Annotated in this window: 18 protein-coding genes; 6 read left to right on the top strand and 12 right to left on the bottom strand. The window is 72.3% G+C overall.

The genetic code is table 11. The features are described from left to right. Positions 1-23 precede the first annotated feature (23 nt). Entirely contained in the window at positions 24-785 is a 762-nt protein-coding gene (locus G7072_RS03790; protein ID WP_166084309.1) for a TIGR03089 family protein, read from the top strand. Here G7072_RS03790 and G7072_RS03785 read toward each other — a convergent pair. The 4 genes from G7072_RS03785 to G7072_RS03770 form a co-directional block, all read right to left on the bottom strand. After that, the gene (locus G7072_RS03785; RefSeq protein ID WP_166084308.1) at positions 767-3,613 is read right to left on the bottom strand and encodes an FG-GAP-like repeat-containing protein; all 2,847 of its coding nucleotides are present in this window, start codon (positions 3,611-3,613) and stop codon (positions 767-769) included. The genes G7072_RS03790 and G7072_RS03785 overlap by 19 nt on opposite strands. A gap of 135 nt (positions 3,614-3,748) precedes the next feature. Then, the gene (locus G7072_RS03780) at positions 3,749-4,537 is read right to left on the bottom strand and encodes an ABC transporter ATP-binding protein (protein ID WP_166084307.1); all 789 of its coding nucleotides are present in this window, start codon (positions 4,535-4,537) and stop codon (positions 3,749-3,751) included. Between the two features lies 1 nt (position 4,538). Beyond that, positions 4,539-5,444 (bottom strand): ABC transporter permease, encoded by a 906-nt coding sequence (locus G7072_RS03775; protein WP_240917138.1) that lies wholly within the window; start codon positions 5,442-5,444, stop codon positions 4,539-4,541. Next, entirely contained in the window at positions 5,441-7,513 is a 2,073-nt protein-coding gene (locus G7072_RS03770) for a glycosyltransferase (protein WP_240917137.1), read from the bottom strand. Before G7072_RS03770 ends, G7072_RS03775 begins: the two co-directional genes overlap by 4 nt. Before the next feature lie 92 nt (positions 7,514-7,605). Between G7072_RS03770 and G7072_RS03765 the strand changes: the two genes are divergently transcribed. After that, on the top strand, positions 7,606-8,946 hold the full coding sequence (locus G7072_RS03765; RefSeq protein WP_166084306.1) for a hypothetical protein: 1,341 nt from the start codon (positions 7,606-7,608) through the stop codon (positions 8,944-8,946). Positions 8,947-8,993: 47 nt separating this feature from the next. Here G7072_RS03765 and G7072_RS03760 read toward each other — a convergent pair whose 3' ends face one another. Both G7072_RS03760 and G7072_RS03755 read right to left on the bottom strand, forming a co-directional pair. Continuing rightward, positions 8,994-10,040 carry an iron-containing alcohol dehydrogenase family protein gene (locus G7072_RS03760; RefSeq protein WP_166084305.1) on the bottom strand — a complete coding sequence of 349 codons (1,047 nt, stop codon included), beginning with the start codon at positions 10,038-10,040 and terminating at the stop codon, positions 8,994-8,996. Between the two features lie 5 nt (positions 10,041-10,045). After that, entirely contained in the window at positions 10,046-10,771 is a 726-nt protein-coding gene (locus G7072_RS03755; protein WP_240917251.1) for a sugar phosphate nucleotidyltransferase, read from the bottom strand. A 171-nt stretch (positions 10,772-10,942) separates the two neighbouring features. Here G7072_RS03755 and G7072_RS03750 point away from each other — a divergent pair, with 171 nt between their 5' ends. The 3 genes from G7072_RS03750 to G7072_RS03740 are packed head-to-tail and all read left to right on the top strand — an operon-like array spanning position 10,943 to position 14,051. Continuing rightward, positions 10,943-11,209, top strand: a complete 267-nt coding sequence (locus tag G7072_RS03750; RefSeq protein ID WP_240917136.1) for a DUF6752 domain-containing protein — start codon at positions 10,943-10,945, stop codon at positions 11,207-11,209. 59 nt (positions 11,210-11,268) lie between these two features. Then, positions 11,269-12,384 (top strand): hypothetical protein, encoded by a 1,116-nt coding sequence (locus tag G7072_RS03745; protein WP_166084303.1) that lies wholly within the window; start codon positions 11,269-11,271, stop codon positions 12,382-12,384. Continuing rightward, positions 12,381-14,051, top strand: coding sequence for a class I SAM-dependent methyltransferase (locus G7072_RS03740; RefSeq protein WP_166084302.1), 1,671 nt, complete (start codon positions 12,381-12,383; stop codon positions 14,049-14,051). The genes G7072_RS03745 and G7072_RS03740 overlap by 4 nt, the downstream gene beginning before the upstream one ends. Here the strand turns inward: G7072_RS03740 and G7072_RS03735 are convergent. The 5 genes from G7072_RS03735 to G7072_RS03715 all read right to left on the bottom strand — a co-directional run bounded on the left by G7072_RS03735 (position 14,042) and on the right by G7072_RS03715 (position 20,157). After that, positions 14,042-15,190 (bottom strand): polysaccharide pyruvyl transferase family protein, encoded by a 1,149-nt coding sequence (locus G7072_RS03735; protein WP_166084301.1) that lies wholly within the window; start codon positions 15,188-15,190, stop codon positions 14,042-14,044. The two genes, G7072_RS03740 and G7072_RS03735, sit on opposite strands and share 10 nt — an antisense overlap. Before the next feature lie 36 nt (positions 15,191-15,226). Continuing rightward, the gene (locus tag G7072_RS03730; protein ID WP_166084300.1) at positions 15,227-16,210 is read right to left on the bottom strand and encodes an endonuclease/exonuclease/phosphatase family protein; all 984 of its coding nucleotides are present in this window, start codon (positions 16,208-16,210) and stop codon (positions 15,227-15,229) included. 155 nt (positions 16,211-16,365) lie between these two features. Continuing rightward, positions 16,366-17,544 carry a hypothetical protein gene (locus G7072_RS03725; RefSeq protein WP_166084299.1) on the bottom strand — a complete coding sequence of 393 codons (1,179 nt, stop codon included), beginning with the start codon at positions 17,542-17,544 and terminating at the stop codon, positions 16,366-16,368. 77 nt (positions 17,545-17,621) lie between these two features. Then, on the bottom strand, positions 17,622-18,806 hold the full coding sequence (locus tag G7072_RS03720) for a hypothetical protein (protein ID WP_166084298.1): 1,185 nt from the start codon (positions 18,804-18,806) through the stop codon (positions 17,622-17,624). 10 nt (positions 18,807-18,816) lie between these two features. Continuing rightward, positions 18,817-20,157 carry a phospholipase D-like domain-containing protein gene (locus G7072_RS03715; RefSeq protein ID WP_166084297.1) on the bottom strand — a complete coding sequence of 447 codons (1,341 nt, stop codon included), beginning with the start codon at positions 20,155-20,157 and terminating at the stop codon, positions 18,817-18,819. Positions 20,158-20,442: 285 nt separating this feature from the next. On the opposite strand from G7072_RS03715, the gene G7072_RS03710 reads away from it, so the two are divergent. Further along, on the top strand, positions 20,443-21,585 hold the full coding sequence (locus G7072_RS03710; protein WP_166084296.1) for an endonuclease/exonuclease/phosphatase family protein: 1,143 nt from the start codon (positions 20,443-20,445) through the stop codon (positions 21,583-21,585). 398 nt (positions 21,586-21,983) lie between these two features. On the opposite strand, the gene G7072_RS03705 is transcribed toward G7072_RS03710, so the two are convergent. Continuing rightward, entirely contained in the window at positions 21,984-23,411 is a 1,428-nt protein-coding gene (locus G7072_RS03705; protein WP_166084295.1) for a phospholipase D-like domain-containing protein, read from the bottom strand. Positions 23,412-23,418: the final 7 nt, after the last annotated feature.

The following is a 23,418-nucleotide window of genomic DNA, read 5'->3' as shown; positions in this document are numbered from 1 at the left end:
CGACCCCTCACTAGCCTGGGGTCGTGCCCCCTCCCCCCGACTTCCCCCGCGTCCTGGCCGAGCAGCTGCGCGCCGACGGCAGCCGTCCGCTCGTCACGTTCTACGACGACGCCACCGGGGAGCGGGTGGAGCTCTCCGTCGTGACCTACGCCAACTGGGTGGCCAAGACGGCCTCGCTGGTGTCTGACGAGCTGATGGTCGAGCGGGGCGGTCTCGCCCTCGTGGACCTGCCGACGCACTGGCTGGCCCCGGTGTGGCTCGGCGCCCTGTGGAGCGTGGGCCTGACCGTCACGGCCGACCCGTCCCGCGCTGCGGAGGTGGACCTCGTCGTCTGCGGCCCCGAGGGCCTCGCGCGCTACGCCGAGCCGGCCGGGGCGGCGACGGCACCGGCGTCCGACGTCCCGGTGGTGGCGCTGTCGCTGCTGCCGATGGCCGGTCGCTTCACCGAGCCGCTGCCCCCCGGCGTGACCGACTTCAGCCAGGTCGTGTGGGGCCAGCCCGACCTGTTCGTGCCGGTCGACCTGCCGCTGCCGGGCGACCGTGCCTGGGCCGGGTCCGACGGGACGCTGACGCAGCAGGAGGTGCTGGCCGAGGCCGCCGGGACCAGCGGTCGGTTGCTGACCGAGGTCGCCCCCACCTCACGGGCGGGGCTGAGCGCCTTCCTCGGCCCGCTGCAGAGCGGTGACGGCACGGTGTGGGTGCGTCACGCCGCCCCCGACCGCCGCGCGGAGCGCGCGGCGGCCGAGCGGGCCGTGCTCTGGCCGGGTCACCCGCCCAGGTCGTAGCGCTCGAAGCCGCTGCCCAGCCGCACGCGCGAGAAGCCGTCCTTCGTGCCGCGCAGCAGCCACAGCTCACCCGAGGCGGGCTGCCGGGCCACGATGTCGGAGCGGCCCCTGCCGTCGACGTCGCCCTGGCCGAGCATCCAGTCGTAGCCACCGGCCCCGGTGCCGACACGCGTCCCGTCGGCCTTGCCGTCGCCCAGCACGCTGGTCACGACGAGGGTGCCGTCGGGCCGGCGCAGCACGACGTCTGCCAGCCGGTCCCCGCCCCAGGTGTCCACGCCGACCACGCGGTCGGCGCGACCGGCACCGGGCGACGCGAGGCTCTTGCGGAACCCGGTCGTGCCGTTGCTGGGGTAGACCCGCAGCGCGCCCTGGTAGCGACCCAGCAGGTCGGGTCGCCCGTCTCCGGTGACGTCACCGAGGGGCGCGAGCAGGTCGACGCCGCTCCAGCCCTCGGCGGCCCTCACGGGCGCGGCGAAGGTGTCGTCGCCCCGCCCGCGGTAGAGCAGGACCGCACCGGCCGGGCGACGGGTCATGAAGTCGCCGTGGCCGTCGCCGTCCCAGTCACCGACGTTGAGCAGCACGTCGACCTCGCCGAGGTCGACGTCGGTCGCGACGACCGCCTCGATGTTGGTGCGCCCGCTGTGGGGGTGGACCTGCAGGGCCCCGCCGCGCGCGAGGCCGACGAGGTCCGGCATGCGGTTGCCCGCGAGCTGGCCGGCGAGCGCCACCCAGCGCGCCTGCGCGAACTGGCTCCAGCCCCCGATGCGGGGCTCCACGGAGCCGGCGCCGTCACCGGGCAGGACGTAGGTCAGCCCCGTGGCCCGCACGCGGACCACCAGGTCGTCGCGTCCGTCACCGGTGGCGTCCCCGCGCCCGGTGACCAGGTCGTAGCCGCCCCAGCTGCCGGGCAGGGCCCGGCGCTGGCCGAGGGCTCCGTCGCCGGTGCCGGGGACGAGGTAGAGCTGCGACCCGGAGCGCGCCAGCAGGTCCTCGTCACCGTCGCCGTCGAGGTCGCCCGCGCCGGTGGTCAGGTCGTAGCCGGCCCAGGAGGCGGCCAGGGTGACGTGGGGCGCGAAGGCGCCGTTGCCCTTGCCCGGGTAGAGGCGCAGGGCGCCGCCGCGGGTGCGTCCGACCAGGTCGGCGTTGCCGTCGCCGTCCAGGTCGCCGACCCCGGTGAGCAGGTCGAGCCGGGCGAACTCGGTGTAGGTCCGGTCGGCTCGGAACCGTGCGCCCGCTGCCTCGCCACGCAGGAGGACGGCCTCCCCGCCCTCGGTGCGCCGCGCCACCAGGTCCGCGGTGCCGTCGCCGTCGAGGTCGTCGGCGGCCGCGACCAGGTCGAAGCTGCTGAGGTCGCGCGCCACCACGTCGGTGGCCTCGAACTCGAGCATGCCGCCGGTCCGGATCACCACGGCGCGACCCGTGCGCTTGTCGCGGGCGACGAGGTCGGGGAAGGACCGACCGGACAGGTCGGCGTCCCGGTCGGTGGTGGTCACCGGCTCGGGCTCGGGCTCGGGCGTCGGGGGCGGCGGGGTGGGGTCGGGGTCGCGACCGCTCTGCGCAGCCGCGGTCGCGCGCCGGATGGCCGGCAGCTGGGCGTAGAGGTAGCGGCCGGGGCAGGCGGTGGAGCCGGCGTCGCGGTGGCCGCTGATGGCCTTGAAGTGGTCGCCCGAGATGACGACGTCGCCGTCGTCGCCCCGGATGCCGTGCAGGCCGAGCTTCCAGGCGAAGAGCTTGGCGTAGGCGTCGAGCATGACGTCGCTGGGCTGGGCCGTCTCGAAGTTGCCGATCGCCGACATCGCGAACGAGTCCTCGTTGTAGCCCAGGGTGTGGGCCCCCACGACCGGGCGGGCGACGCCGCCGTAGCGACCCTCCCAGATCCGGCCGAAGCGGTCGACGAGGAAGTTGTAGCCGATGTCGCTCCAGCCCAGCGAGCGCGTGTGGTACGCGTAGATGCCGCGCAGCAGCGAGGGCACCTGGTCACGGCTGTAGTCGTTGGCGTTGACGGTGTGGTGCACGAAGCCGCCGTCGATGTCGCCGTACCGCAGCGAGCCGCGGTCGCGCAGCGACTCGTCGGCACCCCACTGGTCACGGGAGAAGATCTGGGGCTTGGGGGCGCTGACGCCGGCGGCCTGGACCGCGGACGCGGTGGTCGCCTCGGCACCCGGCTCGCTCACCGGTGCCGGGCTGCCCAGGGCCGCGGTGTCGATGGCCGCCGACTCGTACGCCGCCCGCTCCTCGTCACCGGGGTCGACGACGTCCAGCTCCAGGCCGGTCGGGGTCTCCCCCTGCAGCACGGTCACCCGGGCCTGCACCCGACGGACGTCGCCGACCACGACGGCGTCGGTGCCGCTGCGGGCCTCGGTGTCGTCCTCGGCCGGCTCCGGCCCGTGGTCGGGGTCGAAGTGCATCTCCTGCCAGGGCGACCAGTAGCTCTCGCCACGGGTGCGCACCGACACGGTGACGTCGTCCTCGGTGACCTGCTGACCGCCGCGCCAGGTGACGCCCACGGTGGCGTAGCCCGGGGCCTTCTCCGGCGCGCTGGTGACGACGAGCGGCCCGGAGGTCCGGCCCGCCAGCTCGGCGTCGCGGCGGGCCTTCTGGGCCCGAGCCACGAGCGGCACGCTGCGGACGGTGGGCTCGACCGGGGCGGCCGAGACGAGCGAGAGGCCGCCCTGCGAGGCGCCCGCTCCCCCGACGGCCTGCGGGCCGGAGGGCGCGACGACGTCGAGCTCCACCACCCCCACGGCGGACAGCCCGACCGCAGCGACCACCGCCAGGACGGTCGACTGTTGGCACAGCACGGCAAAACGACGGCGCATCTCGGGCATCGTGAGGGGTCTCCCAGCGGCTCACTCGGTCTCAGGTGTTCACAAATGTCACACCAGTAACAGAGGACCGCAATGGATCCGGGATAACTACACGACTGTATTTTGTCAGAGCGACTTAAACTACAGCGGTGTAACTCAGATGTCGGCGCCGTACTCGGCGTCGTCGTCGTTCTCCTCCTCGGAGTTCACGTCGTCCGGGTCGTTGTCGTACTTGAGGTAGCGGATGCCCTCCTTGGTGGGCCCGTCGTAGCCGAGCACGCCCTTCTCCAGGACCAGCACGCGGTCGCACATCCGCTTGACCGAGGGCGCGGAGTGGCTGACGTAGAACAGCGTCCGCCCCTCCTTCTTGATCTCCTCCATGCGGGCGATGCACTTCTTCTTGAAGGGCTTGTCCCCCACCGCGAGCACCTCGTCGACCAGGAAGATGTCCGACTCGGTGTGCACGGCGACGGCGAACCCGAGCCGCGAGAACTGTCCCGAGGAGTAGTGGCCGACGGGGGTGTCGAGGTGGCGTCCGATGTCGGCGAAGTCGATGATGTCGTCGAACTTGGCCTTGGTCTCGGCCTCCGTCATCCCGAGGATGGCGGCGTTGAGGTAGATGTTCTCGCGCCCGGTCAGCTGCGGGTGGAAGCCGGCACCGGTGGCGATCAGTCCGGCTACACGCCCGCGCGTGCGCACCGAGCCCGAGTCGGGGCGCATCACGCCGTTGATGATCTTGAGCAGCGTGGACTTGCCGGACCCGTTGAGGCCCATGAGGCCGATGGACTCCCCCTGCTCGACGGTGAAGCTCACGTCGTCCAGGGCCAGGAAGCGGTTGCTAACGTCCTGGCCGCGGGCCATTGCGACCGTGACCTGCTTGAGGGTGCGGTGGAAGCGGAGCGTGAACTGCTTGGAGACGTTCTCGACGACGATCGACTGGGTCATCTCAGAGCCGCTCCGCGAACTTGTCCTCGAGCCGGGCGAACACCAGCTGCGCCACGACCAGCACGACCAGCGCGACCCCGAGGTGGGCGAAGCCGAGCGCGAAGAGGTTGTCGGGCATGTGCTCGGCGATGGTCGCCTCCGGGTCGGGCGTGGCGCCGACCCAGAAGAAGCGCTGGTTCAGCAGCACCGCCTCGGCCACGGGGTTCAGCAGGTAGAACTGCGCCGCCGCGCCGAACCGGTCGTCGACCATGCTGTAGGGGTAGATCATCGGGCAGGAGAAGGTCACGAAGATCGTCAGCGTGCTGACGATGTTGGCGAAGTCGCGGAAGAACACGTTGGCGGCGCTGAAGAGCAGCGCGACCGCCGTGCCCCAGACCCCGACGATCGCGAAGCCGAGCAGGCCTGCGGCCAGTCCCACCGGGTCGGGCGTCCACCCCACCGCCAGGCCGGCCACCGTCAGGATGACCAGGCCCGGCACCACGTGGAAGGCGGAGACCATCATCGAGGCCACCGGGAACATCTCCCGCGGCATCGACATCTTCTTCACGATCGCCTTGTTGCGCACGATCGAGCGGGTGCCGGCCCCGAAGGTCTCGGTGAAGTAGTGGACGAACACGAGCCCGGCGAACACGTGGATGCCGAACATCTCCACGTTCTTGTGCAGGGCCAGGATGTAGCCCATCACGAAGAAGTAGACCGCGAACCGGGCCGCCGGCTGCACGTAGGACCAGAACATCCCCAGGAACGACCCGCTGTAGCGCGCCTGGATCTCCTTGCGCACCAGCAGCTTGAGCAGGTAGCGCCGACGGAAGACGTCGACGAGCCCGCCACGGGCGCCAGGGGCGACCAGCGGGGCGTCAGGCACCCGGGCAGGGTCGACGGCGTGGTCGACGGGGATGTGCGTCACGGGCGGACGGTGCCCTCCGCGGCCGGTCCGCTCGGGAGCCCGGCGTCGAACTCGTCGTCGTCGAGGCCCTCGAAGGTGAGCTTCCACTTCTCGGGCGAGGTGAGCTCGGGCAGGGCCTCGCGGTAGCGACGCGCCAGCTCGGGCCACTCCTGGTAGAGCCGCTTGTGCAGGGCGGTCGACCGGGCCAGCTGCGCCCGGAACTCCGCGGTGTCACGGCGGTACCACGACGCCGCGACGCCGTCCGCGGTCGAGACGATGGCCGAGTCGAAGTGCGCGAGGCGGTACCAGCGCTGGTCGACGTGGGGCACGATCCCCTCGGGGTGCTCCTGGGCCAGCGGGCGGGTCGGTCGGACCTGCCGCACGAGACCGGTGACGGCCATCTTGACCTTGCCGACGGTGTCGCTGGGGTTCGGGACGCCGCGACCGCGCCTCGGCGGCTTCTTCAGCCGCGGGGCCGGGAAGTCGTCGAGGTCGGCCGAGGAGCGGCCGTCGGAGTACTGCTCGCGCAGGGTGCGGAGCTCCTTGAGCCGGAACGACATGTCGCGGTGCATGCGCTCGGGGCCCTCGAGGACGTCCGAGAGCGCCATGAGGATGGTCTCGCCGGTGCTGTACTGCATCGACATGAGCCTCTTGACGTGGTTCTCCAGGCTCTCGACGGCGAGCCGCCCACCGCGCTCGTACGGCGAGTGGAGGAGGCCGGAGACGAGGCGGTTGCGCTCGTGGAAGTAGGCCTGCCAGTCGAGCGTGTCGTCCTTCTCGGTCCACGGGACGTGCCAGACGGCCACACCGGGCATCGTCACCGTGGGGTAGCCGGCAGCGCGCGCCCGCAGGCCGAACTCGGCGTCGTCCCACTTGATGAACATCGGCAGCGACAGGCCGATCTCGCGGATGACCTTGGTGGGGATGAGGCACATCCACCAACCGTTGTAGTCCACGTCGATCCGGCGGTGCAGCCAGCTCGTGGAGCGCAGCGACTTGCGTGCGAAGTCGTGGCCGTGGAGCGTCGCCGGGGCCGGGCCCCAGAACCAGCGCCAGGTGCCGATGGCCTCGCCGTAGGCGTGCATCACCGAGCGGTCGTAGAGGCTGAACATCTGACCTCCGACGAGGACCGTCTGCTTGGCCAGGTCGGCCAGCGCCACCGCCCGCAGGATGCCCTCGAGCTCGCAGACGACGTCGTCGTCGAGGAGCAGGACGTAGTCGGAGTCGCCGCGGGAGACTCCCTCGCTCATGGCGCGGGAGAAGCCGCCCGAGCCACCGAGGTTGGGCTGCTCGATGACGCGGAGCTTGGCGCCCAGCGCCTCGGCGGCCCGCTCGAAGTGCTCGTTGTGCACGACCTTCTGCGTGCCCTGGTCGACCACGACGACCTCGTCGAGGATCTCCAGCACGGCCGCGTCCTGCCCGAGGTTCAGCAGCTGGTCCACGCAGAAGTCGGGCCGGTTGAAGGTCGTGATGCCGATCGTCACCGTGCTGGAGACCGTGCGGTCGGTCGGGAAGCCCCAGACCGCCGACTCGATGACGATCTCGCGGTCGCCCGCCTCGACGTCGAACCAGTACCACCCGCCGTCGATGAACGGCTTGAGCGGCAGGACCAGCTCGATGTCGGTGCTCTGCTCGGAGTCCACGGCGGCGGAGCTGGCCCGCACCACGTGTCCCTTGGAGGTGGAGCGGTAGACGATCACGTTGCCGTCGCCGCGGGCGCGGATGCGCAGCGTGACCGCCTCGAAGTCGGTCCACCGGCGCCAGTAGCTGGCGGGGAACGCGTTGAAGTAGGTGCCGAACGTCAGCCGGTGCTCGGCCTCGACGATGGTGTGCCCGTCGTCGGTCACCCGGCCGTGGCCCATGATCTTGTCGGTCTCCGAGGAGGTCGACTCCTGCGTCTCGCCGCCCTCGTCGTGGCCGGCGCCGGACTGGCGCGACGGACCTCCGCCGCCGCTGAAGCCGGACACCCCGGCCAGGTAGAGCGACCGGACGTCGAGCTCCTGGTCGGCGCGCATCAGCGTCCGCTGGACGACTCGGAACCCCTCGCTCTCGCGGTCGGCAGAGACGGGGGACGGGGTCGCGTCACTCACGTGGTTTCCTCAAGATTTGGCGGCTCCTGAACCCCGTCACGGTACCAGCGTGGAGGCCGGGACCAGCGCCACGCCCTGCTAGCCTTCGCCGCATGTTGCCCCTTCGGCGGGACTGGGACGTCCGCCTGCGCAGGAGACCGAGGATCTTCCTCCACATCGGCGCCATGAAGACCGGGACCACCTACCTCCAGGGGCTGCTCTCGGCGAACAAGGAGCGGCTGGCCGAGGCCGGCTACCTGTTCCCCGGGGAGCGGTGGACCGACCAGAGCCGCGCGGCGGCCGACGTGCTCGGCTTCTCCGTCCAGGACCCCCGCCGCAAGGCCGCCGTCGAGGGCCGGTGGGACCGGATCGTGGCCGAGATGCTCGCCCACCGGGGCCGCGGCAAGAAGGCGTCAATCTTCTCGATGGAGTTCCTCAGCTTCGCCGACACCGAGCAGGCCCAGCGGATCCTCGACTCGCTGGCGCACGCCGACGTCGAGATCATCCTCACCGTGCGCGACACCATCTCCACCATCCCGGCGCAGTGGCAGACCAGCTGCCGCAACGGCGCCCACGTTCCCTACCGGCGCTTCGTGTACGGCGTGCGCGACGCGATCGCGCTGGCGGACGGACCGGAGCGGGCGGGGCCGGTCAGCAAGCCGGTGCGGCTCTTCCGCCGGACCCAGGACATCGAGCGGATGCTCGACGTGTGGGTTCCCCTCGTCGGCGCCGAGCGCGTCCACGTGGTGACGGTGCCCCCGCGCGGCTCCGACCCGGCCCTGCTGTGGCAGCGGTTCGCGTCCGTCGTCGGGGTCGACCCGGACGTGTGCGAGCAGCCCGAGGACACCTCGAACAGCTCGCTCGGCCACGCCTCGACCGAGCTCATGCGGCTGGTCAACAAGCAGCTCGACCTCTCCCCCACCGACTACACGCTCCTGGTGAAGGGACCGCTCGCGCGACGCATCCTCGGCTCGCGGGCCGAGGTCGAGCAGCCCATCCGCATGCACCGACGCGGCCACCTCCTCGGCGTGCGCTGGAACCGTCGCATCCGCCGCGCGGTGCGTCGCCACGGTGTCGACGTCGTCGGCTCGCTCGACGACCTCGTCGTGCAGCGTCCCGGCAAGGACGTCCGGGCCAAGCTCCCGCAGGCGGCGCCGAAGGACGTCCTGGCCGCCGCCGTGCACGCCCGCGACGGGCTGCTGACCCTGCGCGCACAGCTCAGCGCGGGCCTGCCCGACCGGCGTCCGTCCGCCGGGGAGGTGACCGAGCCCCAGATCCTGCGGCTGCCGCGCCTTCCCTTCGAGGCCGTGACCCCTGCCGACCACTGGTCCCACCGGCCCGACCCGCTCCAGGCCGCCGTCGACGAGCTGGTCGACCTGGTGCAGCAGTGCGTGGAGATCTCGCACCACAAGCAGCTGCCCGACGAGGACGTCGAGGACGGGGCCACGGCCTGATCCGGCCTGATCCGGTCTGACACGGCCCCCGGGCCGGGACCGGGAGGTCAGAGGACGGCCGCGACCGCCGTCGTGAACGTCTCGACCTCGCGGTGCACGCCGGCCTCGTCCAGGTCGCGCTCCTCGAGCACCGTGTAGCGGTCCGGCCGCGTCGTCGGCGCGTGCAGCACCGCGCGGACGAACTCGTCGGTCGTCAGGCCCAGCCCGGCCGGGTCCGTGGCCAGCCCGTGGCGGTGCAGGCACTGGGCCATCTCGCCGAGCAGCGCGGTGTCACCGCGCAGCGACGTCGCGAAGAGCGCACCCACGCCGGCGAGCTCGCCGTGGTTGGACTTGCCCGGGAACAGCTGGTCGACGGCGTGCACGATCTCGTGGCACGCCCCGCTGCACGGTCGCGAGGTGCCCGCCACCGACATCGCCATCCCCGACAGCACCAGGGCCTCGGCGAGCGCGACCAGGAAGGCGTCGTCCTCGATGGAGTCGGGCCGGCGCAGGACGGCCTCGCCGGCCGTGCGGGCGAAGGCCATCGCGAGCCCGTCGACCGGCTCGCCCTGGGTGCGGTGCGCCAGCAGCCAGTCCTCGATCGCGGACAGGTTGCTCACGACGTCGCCGACGCCGGCGCTCACGAGGTGACGCGGGGCGGCCCGCACGAAGTCGAGGTCGACGACGACCGCCAGGGGCAGGGCCACCCCGTAGGAGCCCTTGCCGTGCGGGTGCTCCAGCGAGGCCACGGGTGAGCAGATGCCGTCGTGGGCCAGGTTGGTGGCCACGGCCACCATCGGCAGCGCGGCCCGCGTGGCGGCGTACTTCGCGACGTCGAGGGTGCGACCGCCGCCGATGGCGACGACCGCGTCGTACCCCTGCTTGCCGAGCTCCTCCTGCAGCGCGCCGGCCGCGGCGAGGCTCGCGTCGGGCACCTCGAAGACGGTCGCCTCCGGCAGCGAGCTGCTGATCCGGCGCCAGATGTCGGCGCCCTGCGTGCGTCCCACCGCGATGAGGACCCGACCCGTGCTCGAGACGTAGCGCTCGTGCAGCAGGGTCGAGAGGTCCTCGACGGCCCCCCGGCGGATGTCGACGAACAGGGGGCTCGCCAGCATCCGGGCTAGTACCGGCACGCGATCTCCCGAGCCTTCTCCAGGTCGCGGTGGTCGTCGACCTCGACCCAGGAGGTCCCGGCCGGGATCGGCGCGATGCCGATGTGGGCGCCACGCGCGACCAGCTCCTGGTAGCCGTCCTCGTAGTAGAGGTCGGGGTCCCGCTCGAAGGTGGTCTGCAGCGCGTCGGCCAGCGGCACGGCCGCAGCCGGCTCGATGAGGGTGGCGCCGATGTACTCGCCGAACGCGGTCGCGGGGTCCATGAGCTTGGTGATCCGCGTCAGGTGCCGCTGGTCGTCGACCTGGATCTTCATCTCCTCGTCGGCCAGCCGCTTCTCGGCGTCGATGGCCAGCAGGATGTCCGGTCCACGGGAGCCCAGCAGGGTCTCCTCGACCGAGACCGGGTGCACGGTGTCGCCGTTGACGAGCAGCGCGCCCTCGTGCAGGTGGTCGCGCGCGGTCCACAGCGAGTAGGCGTTGTTCCAGATCTCGGCCTTGTCGTTGTGCACCAGCGTGAGCGACACCCCGTGGCGGCGCTCCAGCGCGGTGCGCCGCTCCTCGACCGCGCCCGCGGCGTAGCCCACCACGACCACGACGTCGGTGAGCTCGACCGCCGCGAGGTTGCGCAGGGCGATGTCCAAGATGGTGGTCTCGCCGTCCACCGGCACCAGCGCCTTGGGCAGCGTGTCCGTGTAGGGGCGCAGTCGCCGCCCGGCCCCGGCAGCCAGCACCATCCCGATCACGTGCGTGTCCTTCCCTCGGACCCTGGGACCCACGAGGGCCCGGCACCCCCGGCGGTCGCCGGGGCGTTGGGTCCGATGAGGCTATCGTGCGTGCCGCGCCCCGGATCGCAGGCCCGTGACGCGTTACCGTATGGCTCCCCTCGACCGACAGGTGAACACCAGATGACGAACCGGGCGCAGGCCAGGCCAGGACGCACCCGACGACGCCTCGTCGCCTTCCGCCGCAAGGCCCTGCCCGTGAGCGAGGCGCGCGTCGACGACCTGCGCCGTCGGGTGGCCGAGCTCGAGAAGGAGATGCAGGAGGCCCGTCGGCTGAACCGCCGGCTGGCCGAGGTCACCGACGTCGTGCAGGAGCTGCTGCTGCCGCTGTCACAGCGTGACCAGGAGCGCGTCGACGCGGTGCTGAAGAAGTACTCCGACGCGCTCTGAGCAGCACCAGTCCGGTCGTGCACCACGGCGCAACGACGGAAACCAGTGAAGGGGAAGCAATGGCTCGGCGGGTCTTCGTCCACGTCGGTCTGCCCAAGGCGGGGTCGACCTTCCTGCAGACCACCATGTGGCAGAACCGGGGGCTGCTGCGGTCCCGCGGCTTCCTCTACCCCGGTTCCAAGCGCATGGACCACTACCACGCCAGCCAGGCCATCCGCGGCACCTCGCGCGAGGCCCTCGGCCCGCACGCGGACACCTGGGACGAGCTGCGCCGCGAGCTGAACGGCTTCTCCGGTGACGGCCTGCTCAGCCACGAGTTCCTCAGCATGACGACCGGCGCGCAGGCGCAGGACCTGGTCGCCTCGCTCGAGGGCGAGGTGCACGTCGTCGTGGTGCTGCGCGACTACGTCCGCCAGTTCCCGGCGGTGTGGCAGGAGGCGCTGAAGATGAACTCCGACCTCAGCGTCGACGACTACATGGACGAGGTGCTGGCCCGCCGGGTGCGGGGCGCGTGGGGCTGGCGCTCGCAGGACGTCCCGACGGTGCTCGCCGAGTGGAGCCAGGCGGTGCCCCCGCACCGGCTCCACGTCATTACCGTGCCGCCGCCCGGGGCAGCGCGCAACCTGCTCTGGGACCGGTGGACCCAGGTCCTCGGCCTCGACACCACCGGCTTCGACATGGAGACCGCGCACCCCAACGAGTCGCTCGGCGCCCCCCAGGCGGCGCTGCTGCAGCGGGTCAAGCCCCACCTCACGGGACCGCTGCGCAAGGGTCCCGAGCGCCACCGCTGGGTGCGGGGCTACTTCGCCCACGACGTGCTCGTGCCCCAGCGTGGGCCGCGCCTCGGGCTGCGCGAGGACCACCGCGCGGCCCTGGCCGAGGCCTCGGCGGCGGCCGTGGCGGCCGTCCGGGACGGTGGCTACCCTCTCGCCGGCGACCTCGACGACCTCCAGCCGGCGGACGAGCCGGACCTGGCCCGCCCCTCGGAGGTCAGCGACGCCGAGCTCGTGGAGGTGGCCGCGGTGGCCATGGAGCGCATGATCCGCGACGTCCGCCGGCTCACGCTGGCCCAGCAGCGGCTACGGCGCCGGGCCGGGGCACGGTCGGTCCCCCGTCGTGCCGCCGGGCTCGTGTCGCGCGCCCGCCACCGCTTCGCGGGTCGGGGGCGTCGATGAGCGCCTCCCTGGTCGTCGACGACGAGACGCTGGGCGTCGACGCCGAGCTGGACCCGGAGGCGACGTACGACGTCGTGCTCAACGGCCTGCACGCCTGGTCGTTCCAGCCCTCCCGCGACATGGAGCGCCGCGACGGTCGGCTGAACGCCCCCTGGCCGAAGGCGCTGCGGCGGCTGCTGCGCGGTCACGCCGACGTGCTGGTGCGCTCGCACGTCTCCGGCGACGAGGTCGCCTCGACCCACCACGTGTTCGCCGGCGAGACCGACCGCGAGGTCAGCATCACCGACAAGAAGGGCCAGCCCCTCACCCTCGACAAGTGGGGCCGGCTGATCCGCCCGCTGAGCGCCGAGGCGGGCTCCGACATCGACGAGCTCATGGACGCCGTGGAGCGTCTCATCGAGGACCTGGAGACCGTGGCGGGCGTGCCCGCCTTCATCAGCTACGGCACCCTGCTCGGCGCCGTGCGCAACGGCCGGCTCATCGGCCACGACAACGACGTCGACCTCGCCTACGTCAGCCAGGAGCCCTTCCCCGTCGACGTCGTGCGGGAGGGCTTCCGCGTCGAGCGCGCCCTGCGCGAGGCGGGCTGGACGGTCCGGCGCGGCTCCGGCGTCCGGCTCAACGTCCGCCTGCTCATGCAGGACGGCAGCACGCGCTACGTCGACGTCTTCACCGCCCACTGGGTCGAGGGCGTGCTCTACATGCCCTCCGACACCGGCTTCCGGCTGCCGGTCGAGACCATCCTCCCGCTGCGCCCGGTCGAGCTCATGGGCCGCATGCTGCCGGCCCCGGCCCGGTCCGAGGAGCTGCTGGCGGCGACGTACGGCGAGAGCTGGCGGGTCCCCGACCCCTCGTTCAAGTACGAGACCCCGCAGTGGCTGTCACGGCGGCTCGGCGGCTGGTTCGGCGGCCTCAAGACCCACCGCAAGCACTGGGACGTCTTCTACAACAGCTACCCGCAGCGCCACCTGCGGACCCCGTCGCCGTTCGCCGAGTGGGTGGCGGCGACCTACCCGACCGACCGGCCGCTGATCGACGTCGGGTGCGGCACCGGGCGCGACGCGCACTACTTCGCCTCGGGCGAGGGCCAGGGCGGTCGGACGCGCACCGTGACGGGTGTCGACTACGGCTTCTCCCCCGTGCTGCGCGCAAACAACCACTCCAAGCGCGAGGGGCTGGACGCGTCGTTCCGCACGCTCAACCTCTACGACACCCGGGCGGTGCTGGCCTTCGGCGCCGAGATCAGCCGCATGGAGGAGACCCCGGACGTCTACGCCCGCTTCACCCTGCACGCCCTCGACTTCTGGGGCCGCATCAACGTGATGCGGCTCGCCTCGATGTCGTTGCGCCGGGGCGGGCTGCTCTTCCTGGAGTTCCGCACCCCGGAGGACCGGCACCGGCCCAAGCTGTTCGGCAACCACAACCGCCGCTACCTGCGCCCACGCACGGTGGTGCGCCAGATCGAGCGGGCCGGCGGCCGCGTGCTGCACAAGGAGCAGGGCACCGGGCTCGCCGTGCGGGAGACCGAGGACCCCTACGTGTGCCGCATCGTCGCGACCTGGCAGCCGGCGCCGCCGAAGCGGGGCGGCGCGAAGCGCGGCCCCGGCAGGCAGCAGGAGCCTCAGGAGCCTCAGGAGCCTCAGGAGCCTCAGGAGCCTCAGGAGTAGAGCGCGCCCGCCTCGGCCCGCTTGGCCTCGTGGGCGGCGGCGGCGACGCCGCGGAACCGCGCCGAGACCGAGGGCTCGGGCAGGCTCGGGCTGCTCGCGGGCGACACCGCCCACCCCGTGCCGGCCTCCAGCAACGAGGCGTGCAGCGGCCGGTAGTACTGCTCGTCGGGCTCGACCACGACGCCCTCGGCGCCGGTGGCAGCGGCCAGCAGGTGCAGGTGGAAGCGCGAGGTCACCCAGGTCTGGTCCTGCCCGCCCGGGAAGCCGTTGCGCCACAGGTCGACGAACGGGACGAAGTTCTCCTCGGGGATCAGGTCCGCGAGCTTGTCGAAGGCGATCCGGTCCACCCCGGGGATGGCCTCGAGGTAGCGGACCGTGCGTCCCGCGAAGCGCGGGCCGGCGAGCAGCTCGCGGACCGCCGCGACGGCGGTCTCGAGGTCCTCGCCGGAGATGCGGTCGCTCTGGAGGCAGACCCACACGTCGCCGCGTGCTCCTCCCCCGGTGTGACCGCCCCGCTTGAAGCCGGTCACCTGGTCGAGGCCGAGCAGCGAGTCGTCGCTGCTGAGAGCGATGCCGGCGGCCTCGGCGCTCGGCGCGTCGCGCGCCGTGGCGTGGTCGAAGGCGGCGAAGACCTCCTTCAGCTCGTCCGGTCGCGTCAACGGGGTGAGCCCGATGCCCGTGGCCACCAGGCGGGCCCCGCTCAGCTCCTTGAGCCGGAGCCCGGCGCGGAGCAGCTGCAGGTGGTGGGGCCACAGGTCGTTGACGTAGCCACCGCCGACCACGTGGTAGGTCGAGGCCTCGCGCAGGGCGAGGAGCCCGAGATCGAAGCGGGGGCTGCCCAAGTCGCGCAGGCGGACGTCGACGTGGCGGTCGCCCTCCTCGGCTGTCATCTCGGCGGTCTCGCGCGCCAGCCGCCAGACCATGTCGGTCACGCGCAGCCGGGGGTTCAAGCCGTCGAAGAGCACGGCGCTCAGGCCGGGGTCGTTGCAGTCCAGCCAGACGTCGGCGTCGGGACGGGCGGTGGCGAGGAAGCGCAGCCACGCGGCTGTGCTGGCCTCGTCGCCGTAGTTGGGGAACCCACTGGTGGAGACCAGGTAGATCGTCTCGGTGTCGGCTCGAGCAGGCCGGGCGTCGGGCATTGGGTCACCCTAGCAACGGCGTGCCCACGGACATGGTCAGTCGCGGGCCTTCATCAGCAGCGTCACCACGAGGGGTCGGTGGTCGGAGCGGAAGCCGCCCATGATGCGGTTGTCCAGCGGCACCGAGCCCCGCTGACGCATGACGTAGACGTAGTCGATCAGCCGCACGGAGTTGCCGCTGCGCCGCAGCACGTGCGTCCCCCGCCGCGGCAGCCCGGTCGCCTCGAAGCTCGCCCGCATCCCGACCTCGCCCAGGCGCGTGTAGGGGAAGAGCCGCGGCTTCGCCACCCGGTCGGAGCGGTAGTTGACGTTGAGGTCGCCGACGACCAGGACGGCGGCGCCCGTCTTCCGGAGCCCCGCCACGATCTCCTGCAGGCCCTGCATGTGCTTGCGGTAGATGCCCAGCCGCGCGGGCAGACGCGTGTTCGGGCTGCCGTCGCCGGTCTGGACGGTGGGCACGGTGTGGTTGTTGAGCACGTAGACGTGCCGCCCGGTCAGCCGGTCGCGCAGGTGCACCCCGTTGACGAACTTGGCCCTGATCACCGCGGGCCCCGCGCCCCGTGCCCCGACCCGGGTGGCCTCGGTGACCTGACGGCTGAACCCGCGCACCAGGGCCAGGCGCCGCGCGCGCCACAGGATCGGGGTGCTGGCGGGCACGGCGCTGCCGGGCACGTAGGCCCGGTAGGGACAGCCCTTGCAGTCGACCAGCGCACGGCGCACGAACGTGCGGCGGTCGGGGTTGCCCATCTCCTGCAGCGCGAGCACGTGGGGGCGGCCCTTGCGGACCACGCCGACGACGTCCTCGGCGGCGGCGCGGCTGCCGAGGGTCGCGGCCGTGTTGAACGTGGCCACCCGCAACGGCATCTCGGAGTGGGGCGCTGCGGCGAGCACGGCCTCCGGCCGGTCGTCGTCCGCGCCCCCGGTCGAGGCCAGCGGCGGCAGGACGAGGGCAGCGGCGGCCACCGTCGCGACCGTCAGGACCACGGGCAGCACCCAGCGGCGGGGGTTGTCGGACCTCATCGGGGCACCTCACGCGGACGGTGCTCATGGGGCTGGAGTGATGCGTGTGGTTCGCGTCCGCCCCGGCAGGCTAACCCGAGCCGGCCTCCGCGTCACGTCGCAGAGCCGGTCGGGGCGGTGCAGCTTCGGGTCGGTCCCGGGGCGAGGACCTGCCTCTAGCGGCGGCGCACGGCGCGCACGCCGCGCGCCAGGAGCGGGTGGCGACGCACGTAGCTGCTGGCCACGAAGCGCACCGGCGCCTCCCGCAGCTCGGTGCTCATCTGCTCGTAGCGGCGCTGCGCGCGCTTGTCGGCCAGGGCGACGAGGAGGCCCTGGATGGCGGCCACGCTCTCCTCGAGCAGCCGGGCCTCGTCCGGGGCGGCGTAGGCGTCGGGCGACGCGGCCGCTCCCACGACGCCCGCGTCGGGGACGATCTCGGCGAGGTCGCCGACCACGTGCACCCCAGCGGCCTCCAGGCGGGCGGCCTGGGCGGCCGACTCGTCGACGGCGAACGCCATGTCCTCCGGGGTCAGCCGCAGGGGCCCGCCGCTGCGAGCGGCCAGCAGCCGGTGGGCGAGCAGCTCCTTCGCGACGGCCGGGTAGGGACCCGGCAGCGGCAGGCGCGAGCCCAGCCCGGCGTTCACCCGGCGGAGCAGCTCGGCCTGCTCGGCGCCGAGCGAGGTGTTGGAGCGGGAGGACTCGGTGTCGAAGGAGCCCGGGTCGAGCCCGAGCAGCCCGGCGAAGCGGTCCCAGAGCAGGCCGGGGGGCGACCCGGCCGGCGGGACCGTCACCACGTGCACCCGGTCGGCGGGCAGGTCCGCGCGCCAGCGCTCGACGACCGAGGCGAAGTCCTGGACCTGCCAGAACCACGACGTCCGCGCTGTGTCGGAGCGCAGCGAGGCGACGAACTCCTCCAGCGTCACCGTCGAGCGGTGCTTGACGTGCTCCTGCCACTCCGCGGTGATCTGCCGGACCAGGTCGCGCACCGTCAGCACGACGTGCACCTCGCCCGCGTCGGCCAGCGACTCGACGGCGCGACGCGCCTGGTCGGCGGAGGCGGCGGCGAACAGCTCGTGGGAGACCAGGACGTCGCGCTTGGTGGCCGCGACCTCCTCGACCACGCGGTCCCACATGCCGACCGCCCGCTCGGGGTGGTGCTCGCGCCCGGCGACGCCGCGGACGTCCAGGGACGCCAGGTAGTGGTCGTGGAAGCGCTCCTGCGGCAGCAGCAGGCCCTGCTCGAGCGCGAGAGCCCGCTGCTTCCACAGCACGTTCTGCAGGAAGGTCGTCCCGGTCTTGGGGCTGCCGACGTGGAGGAAGATCGAGGAGCGGCGGGCGCGGCGGGATCGGAGCACCGGATCACCCTAACGGTGCCGCGACCTGCTCCCGCCCAGGCCGAGCCGGTGCGTCCGGCTCCCGGCGGTGACGTGGGTCAGCGGCGGCGGGCGAGACGGCGCAGGCGCGACGCCGTACGCCGCACCAGGCTGCGCCCGCGCGGGGCCGGCGGCACCACGCCCGGGCCCGGCCGGGGAGCTGCACCGTCGGCCCGCTCCGCCTTCTTGCGCGGTGGCGGGCGGTGGGAGACCTCCAGCAGGAGCTCGGCGATCGCGTCGGCGGCAAGCGCGATCTCCTCCTCGGCCGGGACGGCGTCCGGGGCCCGGGCGTCCGCGGGCGGCGCGACCGGCAGCAGCTCGTCGAGGTCGCCGTGGACTCGGTAGCCGCGCTCGCGCACGCCGCCGATCCAGCTGCGCGACAGCTCGGTCAGGGGGTCGTAGAGGGCCGGGGGGCACGTCGGGCGGTCCGAGGACTGGCCGGCCAGGACCCGCTGGGCGAAGAGCCGCTTGACCACCCGGGCGTAGTCGGGCTGCTGCAGGCGTCCGTCGAGGCTCGTCACCACGCGCCGGAGCAGCCGGACCTGCGTCATGCCGAGCGTCTGGTTGGCCGACTGCGAGACCACCGGGTTCGCCACCACGTCGGGGTCGAGCCCGCAGGCCTCCGCGAACCGGCGCCACAGCACCGTCACGTCGCCGCCCCCGACCGGCGCCACGACCACGTGGAGGCGCTCGGGCGGCACGCCGGCCCCCCAGCGGTCCAGCACGCCGAGCACGTTCTGGTAGCGCCAGAACAGGTGCTCGGAGCGGCTCGCGTCCTTCATCACCAGGCGGCTGAAGCGCTCGAAGCTCTGGCCGCTGCCGTTCTTGACGTTCTCCTGCCACTCCGAGACCAGCTGCCGCGAGACCTCGCGTGCCGTGAAGACGACGTGGACCTCGAGCCCCTCGAGCTCGGCCATCGCGGTCGCCGCCTGCTCGGCCGAGGCGGCCGCCAGCACCTCGTGGCTCATCACGGTGGTGCCGGGGTGGGCCCGCGCCTCCGCGCACAGCCGGGCCCAGGTGCCCGCGATGCCGTCGGGGTCCATGCCCCACCGCTCGGCCACCCCACGCACCTCGACGGCGGCCTCGAACATCGCCCGCTGCTGGGAGCCGGGGCAGGTCAGCCCCACCCCGGCCAGCTCGTCACGGTTGCGCCACAGCACCCGCTGCAGGTACGTCGTGCCGCTCTTGGGAGCGCCGACGTGCAGCACCACCCGCGGCGCGGGAGTGTCCACAGGTCGGCTCACCCGTTCTCCGTCAGCGGTTGTAGGGCAGGCGACGCGCGTGGTTGCGGATCGCGGTCCAGTTGCGCATGTAGTCCGACCACGCCGACTGCAGCTCGATGTTGAGCGTGGTCTCGTCACCGCGCGACAGCGATCCGGACACCCAGTTCTGCGACCCGGTCATGACGATGTGGTGGGCGTTGTCGCCACCGAAGTCGCCCTTGACCAGCACGTACTTCGCGTGGGTGCGGATCTCGTTGTAGCCGTCGTTGTTGAAGTCCCAGCGGCTGTCGAAGAGGTTGATCAGGTTGCGGCCAGCCGCCTCCCGCAGACGCGTGGCGATGGCGACGGACGGGGCACCGTAGATGATGCTGACGTCGCAGCCGCTGCGCGCGAGGTTGAGCAGCTTGTCGGCGAGGTAGTCGCCGCGCGGGCCCTTCCAGTAGAACATCGACACGTTGACCTGCGTCGGGCCGAAGGAGCTGCGGCAGCCGATCTTGTTGAGGTCCGCCAGGGTCGGGTCGTTGGCCTTGCTGGCCCGGCGCATCGGGAAGAAGCGGCTCGTGAACGGGCCGTCCTGGACCTCGACCTTGCCGTCGCCGGCCCGGCTGTCCTCGGTCATCTCGCGGTGGATGTCGACGTACTTGCGGTAGCTCTCGGGGCGGTCGTTCATCGTGTAGAGGTCGTTCCAGCCCAGCAGCGCGCCGCCGCGGTTCAGGTTCGACGAGCTCACCATGACGACGTTCTGCGCGTCCCCGGTGCGGGAGAACAGGTAGAACTTGCTGTGCATGTTGCCGCCGGCGCCGCGGCAGGAGCCGTCGCAGCGCTTCACGTAGCTGCCGTCGGCGCCCCAGGTCGCCGAGGCGTCGGTGGGGGCCGCCGCGCTGGCGCGGGCCTGGGCGTCGGTCAGCGGCACGTCGTCGACCTCGGCGCTGCGCGCGCCCGGCAGACGGGAGTTGCACGGGCCGGCCTTGGGCCGGGTGAAGGTGCCGTCCGCCTTGCGCTCGACGTTGTCGGCGTTGAGGATCTTGATGAGGCGCTTGGAGTTCCGGTTGACGATGTCCTCGTCAAGGATGACCCGCACCGAGACGCCCCGGCGGCAGGCCGCGACCATCTGGTCGACGCTCTGCGAGCGGTCGAGCAGGTAGGTCGAGATGTGGATCGTCGGGTTCGGGAACGCCGCCGTCGGACCCTGGGTGTTCTTCATGGCGGTCTCGACGTGGCGCACGATGCGGTAGCGCTCGGTGTCGCTGCCCCACGGGCGCGGCACGTTGAAGGTCCCCCCACCGGCGGGGGTGTAGGCGGCCTGCGCGACGCCAGGGGTCAGGGACCCGGCGAGCACGGCGACGATCAGGACGGACAGGAACTTGCGCACGGCTTCCCCCTACGGGAGACAATTGAGGACGGGCGTACGTCGTTCCACACGCCCCAGCGACCACGGAAGGATAACCCAGTCACGTGAGTCCGCTTCGTGACGACGCGTCCCTTCTGCGTGACTGTTCTCTCCCCGCCTCGTTGAGCCCCGGGGTCGGATAAACTCGACCTGTCCCGTCGATCTCGTTGTCACATGCGTGCTCGGCGTACGCCGCCGTCGCGCCTGGGAGTCCGACGGCACCGGTGGCGCCGTCGGCGCCGTGCTGCAAGGAAGGGTCAACTCACCGTGGGTAAGCACGCGTCCGAGACCTCCGCGTTCTCGCGGCAGGCGCTGCTCGGCATCCTGCTCGCGCTCGTGCTGCTGGGCATGGTCACCGCCCGCGCGACGGGCGTCGTCGGTGGGGAGCCCGAGCAGACCGCGGCTCCCGCGGCCCCGTCGGCGTCGGAGACGCCGGAGGACGGCACGACCTCGGCGGCTCCCCTCCCCGAGGAGAGCGAGGCCGCTCCCAGCGAGGAGCCCGGCGACCGACCCCGGGACCGTGACGCGAAGGGCGCCCAGGGCTCGTCCGGGTCCGACGACGCCGACGGCACCTCGCAGCGCACGGACGAGTCGCAGAAGGACCTCGCCAGCGCGGTGGAGGAGAGCCTCTCGGAGGAGGTCGTCCCGACCGCCTTCCGCGTCATGAGCTTCAACGTCCTCGGCCACTCGCACACGGTGGGCGGCGGCAACAAGCCGGGCTACGCCTCCGGCGTGACCCGCACCGGCATGGCGCTGCAGATCCTGCGCAGCTTCCAGGCCGACGTGGTCGGGCTGCAGGAGTTCGAGCCGATCCAGAACTACACCTTCCTGCGTCGCGGCGGCGGCCAGTGGGACACCTACCCCGGCATGGCGCTGGGCAAGAAGGGCGTGCGCAACTCCATCGCCTGGCGCACCGACGTCTGGGAGGCGGTCGACACCCGGACGCTGGCCAGCCCCTACTTCCGCGGCAACCGCGTGCCCATGCCCTACGTGCAGCTCGAGCACCGCGAGACCGGCCAGCGGGTCTGGTTCATCAACATCCACAACCCGACCAGCAACGCCAAGCGCGGCCAGAACGAGCGGTTCCGCGACATGGGTACGACGATGCAGGTCAACCTGGCCAACCGGCTCAAGGCCGCCACGGGAGACCCCGTCATCCTCATGGGCGACTTCAACGAGCGCGCCGAGGCCTTCTGCCGCGTCACCGGCGGCGGCAGGATGAGCGCGTCCGCCGGCGGCAGCGTCGGTGGACCGTGCCGCCCGCCCGGCGACCTCGGCATCGACTGGGTCTTCGGCACCCTCGACATCAGCTTCGAGAACCACGTCCGCACCCGCGGCGGCCTGATCTCCCGCGCCACCGACCACCCGGTGGTCATCACCGACGCCCTGGTCCAGCCCGACCAGGGCTGAGGCCCGCTCCCCCGGTTCCCCGCACGGCGCCGAGTGACGCGGACAGCGCTCCTGCCCCTGCGCGCACGCAGGCGGGGCGGGGGTGCAGCGGCGCCGGGTGACGCGGACCGCACCCTTGCGCGCACGCAGGCGGGGCGGGGGTGCAGCGGCGCCGGGTGACGCGGACAGCGCTCCTGCCCCTGCGCGCACGCAGGCGGGGCGGGGGCGCAGCGGCGCCGGGTGACGCGGACAGCGCTCCTGCCCCTGCGCGCACGCAGGCGGGGCGGGGGTGCAGCGGCGCCGGGTGATGCGGACGGCCTCAAGCGCCGAGAAGCCCCGGAGCTCGCTCCGGGGCCTCGAGGCGCAGCCTCCGCGTCACCCAGAGCCGCGGCGCCCCCGCCCCGCCCGCCCTGCTCGGCTCACCAGTTGTACGGCAACCGCCGGGAGTGCGACTTCACGCGGTTCCAGTGCGCGATGTACTGCTTGTAGGCCTTGCCGCGGGCGATGTTGAGGGTCGTCTCGTCACCACGGCTCAGGGAGCCGGCGACCCAGTTCTGCGAGCCGGTGAGCACGCGCACGGTCTTCTTCTGGCTGCCGTACTTGCCCTTGATGAGGATGTACTTCGAGTGCACCCGGACCTCGTTGACCCCGTCGCCGTTCATGTCCCAGCGGCTGTCGTAGAGGTTGATCAGCCGCGCGCGGGCGGCGTTGCGCAGCCGCTCGGCGATCTGCAGGGAGGGCGCGCCGTAGATGATGTTGACCCGGCACCCCTCGCGAGCGAGGTCGAGCAGCCGGCTGGCGATGTAGTTGCCGCGCACGCCCTTCCAGAAGAACATCGACACGTGGAGGGCGGTGCGCTGCTTGCCCACGCGGCAGTCCACCTTGCGCAGGTCGACCATCGTGGGGTCGTTGCGCCGGTTGGCGTCGCGCATCGGGAAGAAGCGGCTGACGTAGGGGCCGTCCTTGAACTGCACCTTCTTGACGCCGGCGCGCACGTCGTCGGTCATGCGGCGGTGGATCCGCACGTACTCGTCGTAGGACTTCTTGCGGCCCACGATCGTGTACATGTCGTTCCAGCCCAGCAGGGCGCCACCGCGGTTGAGGTTCGAGGAGCTGACCATGACGACCTGCTGCGCCTTGCCGGTGCGGGAGAACAGGAAGAACTTGCTGTGCATGTTGCCGCCGACGCCGCGGCACGAGCCCTCGCACTTCTTGGCGTAGCTGAGGTCCTTGCCCCACTTCACCGACGGGCGGCCCGGGCCGGGCTTGCGCTTGCGCTGGACGGCGCGCTTGTCCTTGGCGCTCTTCTTCTTGCCGGCCTTCTGCTTGCCGTCCTTCTTCTTGCCGTCCTTCTTGCCGTCGCGCTTCGCGTCGCCCTTCTTGTCCTTCTTCTTGTCCTTCTTCTTCTTCAGCTTGGTGTCACAGGGACCGCGCTTGGGCTTGGTGTCGGCCTTGCCGTCGTCGTTGCGGTCGCGCACGTTGTCGGCGTTGAGGACCGCCATGAGCCGGCGCGACGGCCGGCTGGCGATCTCCTCGTCCAGGATGACGCGCACCGAGACCCCGCGGCGGCACGCCGCGATCAGCTTGGCGGTGCTGATGCTGCGGTCCATGAGGTACGTCGAGATGTGGATGCGCGGTCGCGGGTGACGCTTGGTCGGCCGCGTGTTGTCGATGGCCTTCTCGATCGACCGCACGATCGTGTAGTTGCTGACGGTCCGGCCCCACGGCTTGGGCACGTTGAAGGTGGCGCGACTCTCCGGCCGGTACGCCGTCGCCGGTCCCGACGTCAGCCCCACGGTCAGGGCCACCGCCAGCACCACACCGAGCACCCAGGTCAACTTCTTCACACGCGTC

The sequence above is a fragment of the Nocardioides sp. HDW12B genome (assembly GCF_011299595.1).
GTDB lineage: Bacteria > Actinomycetota > Actinomycetes > Propionibacteriales > Nocardioidaceae > Marmoricola_A.
The sequence above is the reverse complement of the archived record's forward strand: the minus strand, read 5'-3'. Positions and strand labels throughout refer to the sequence as shown.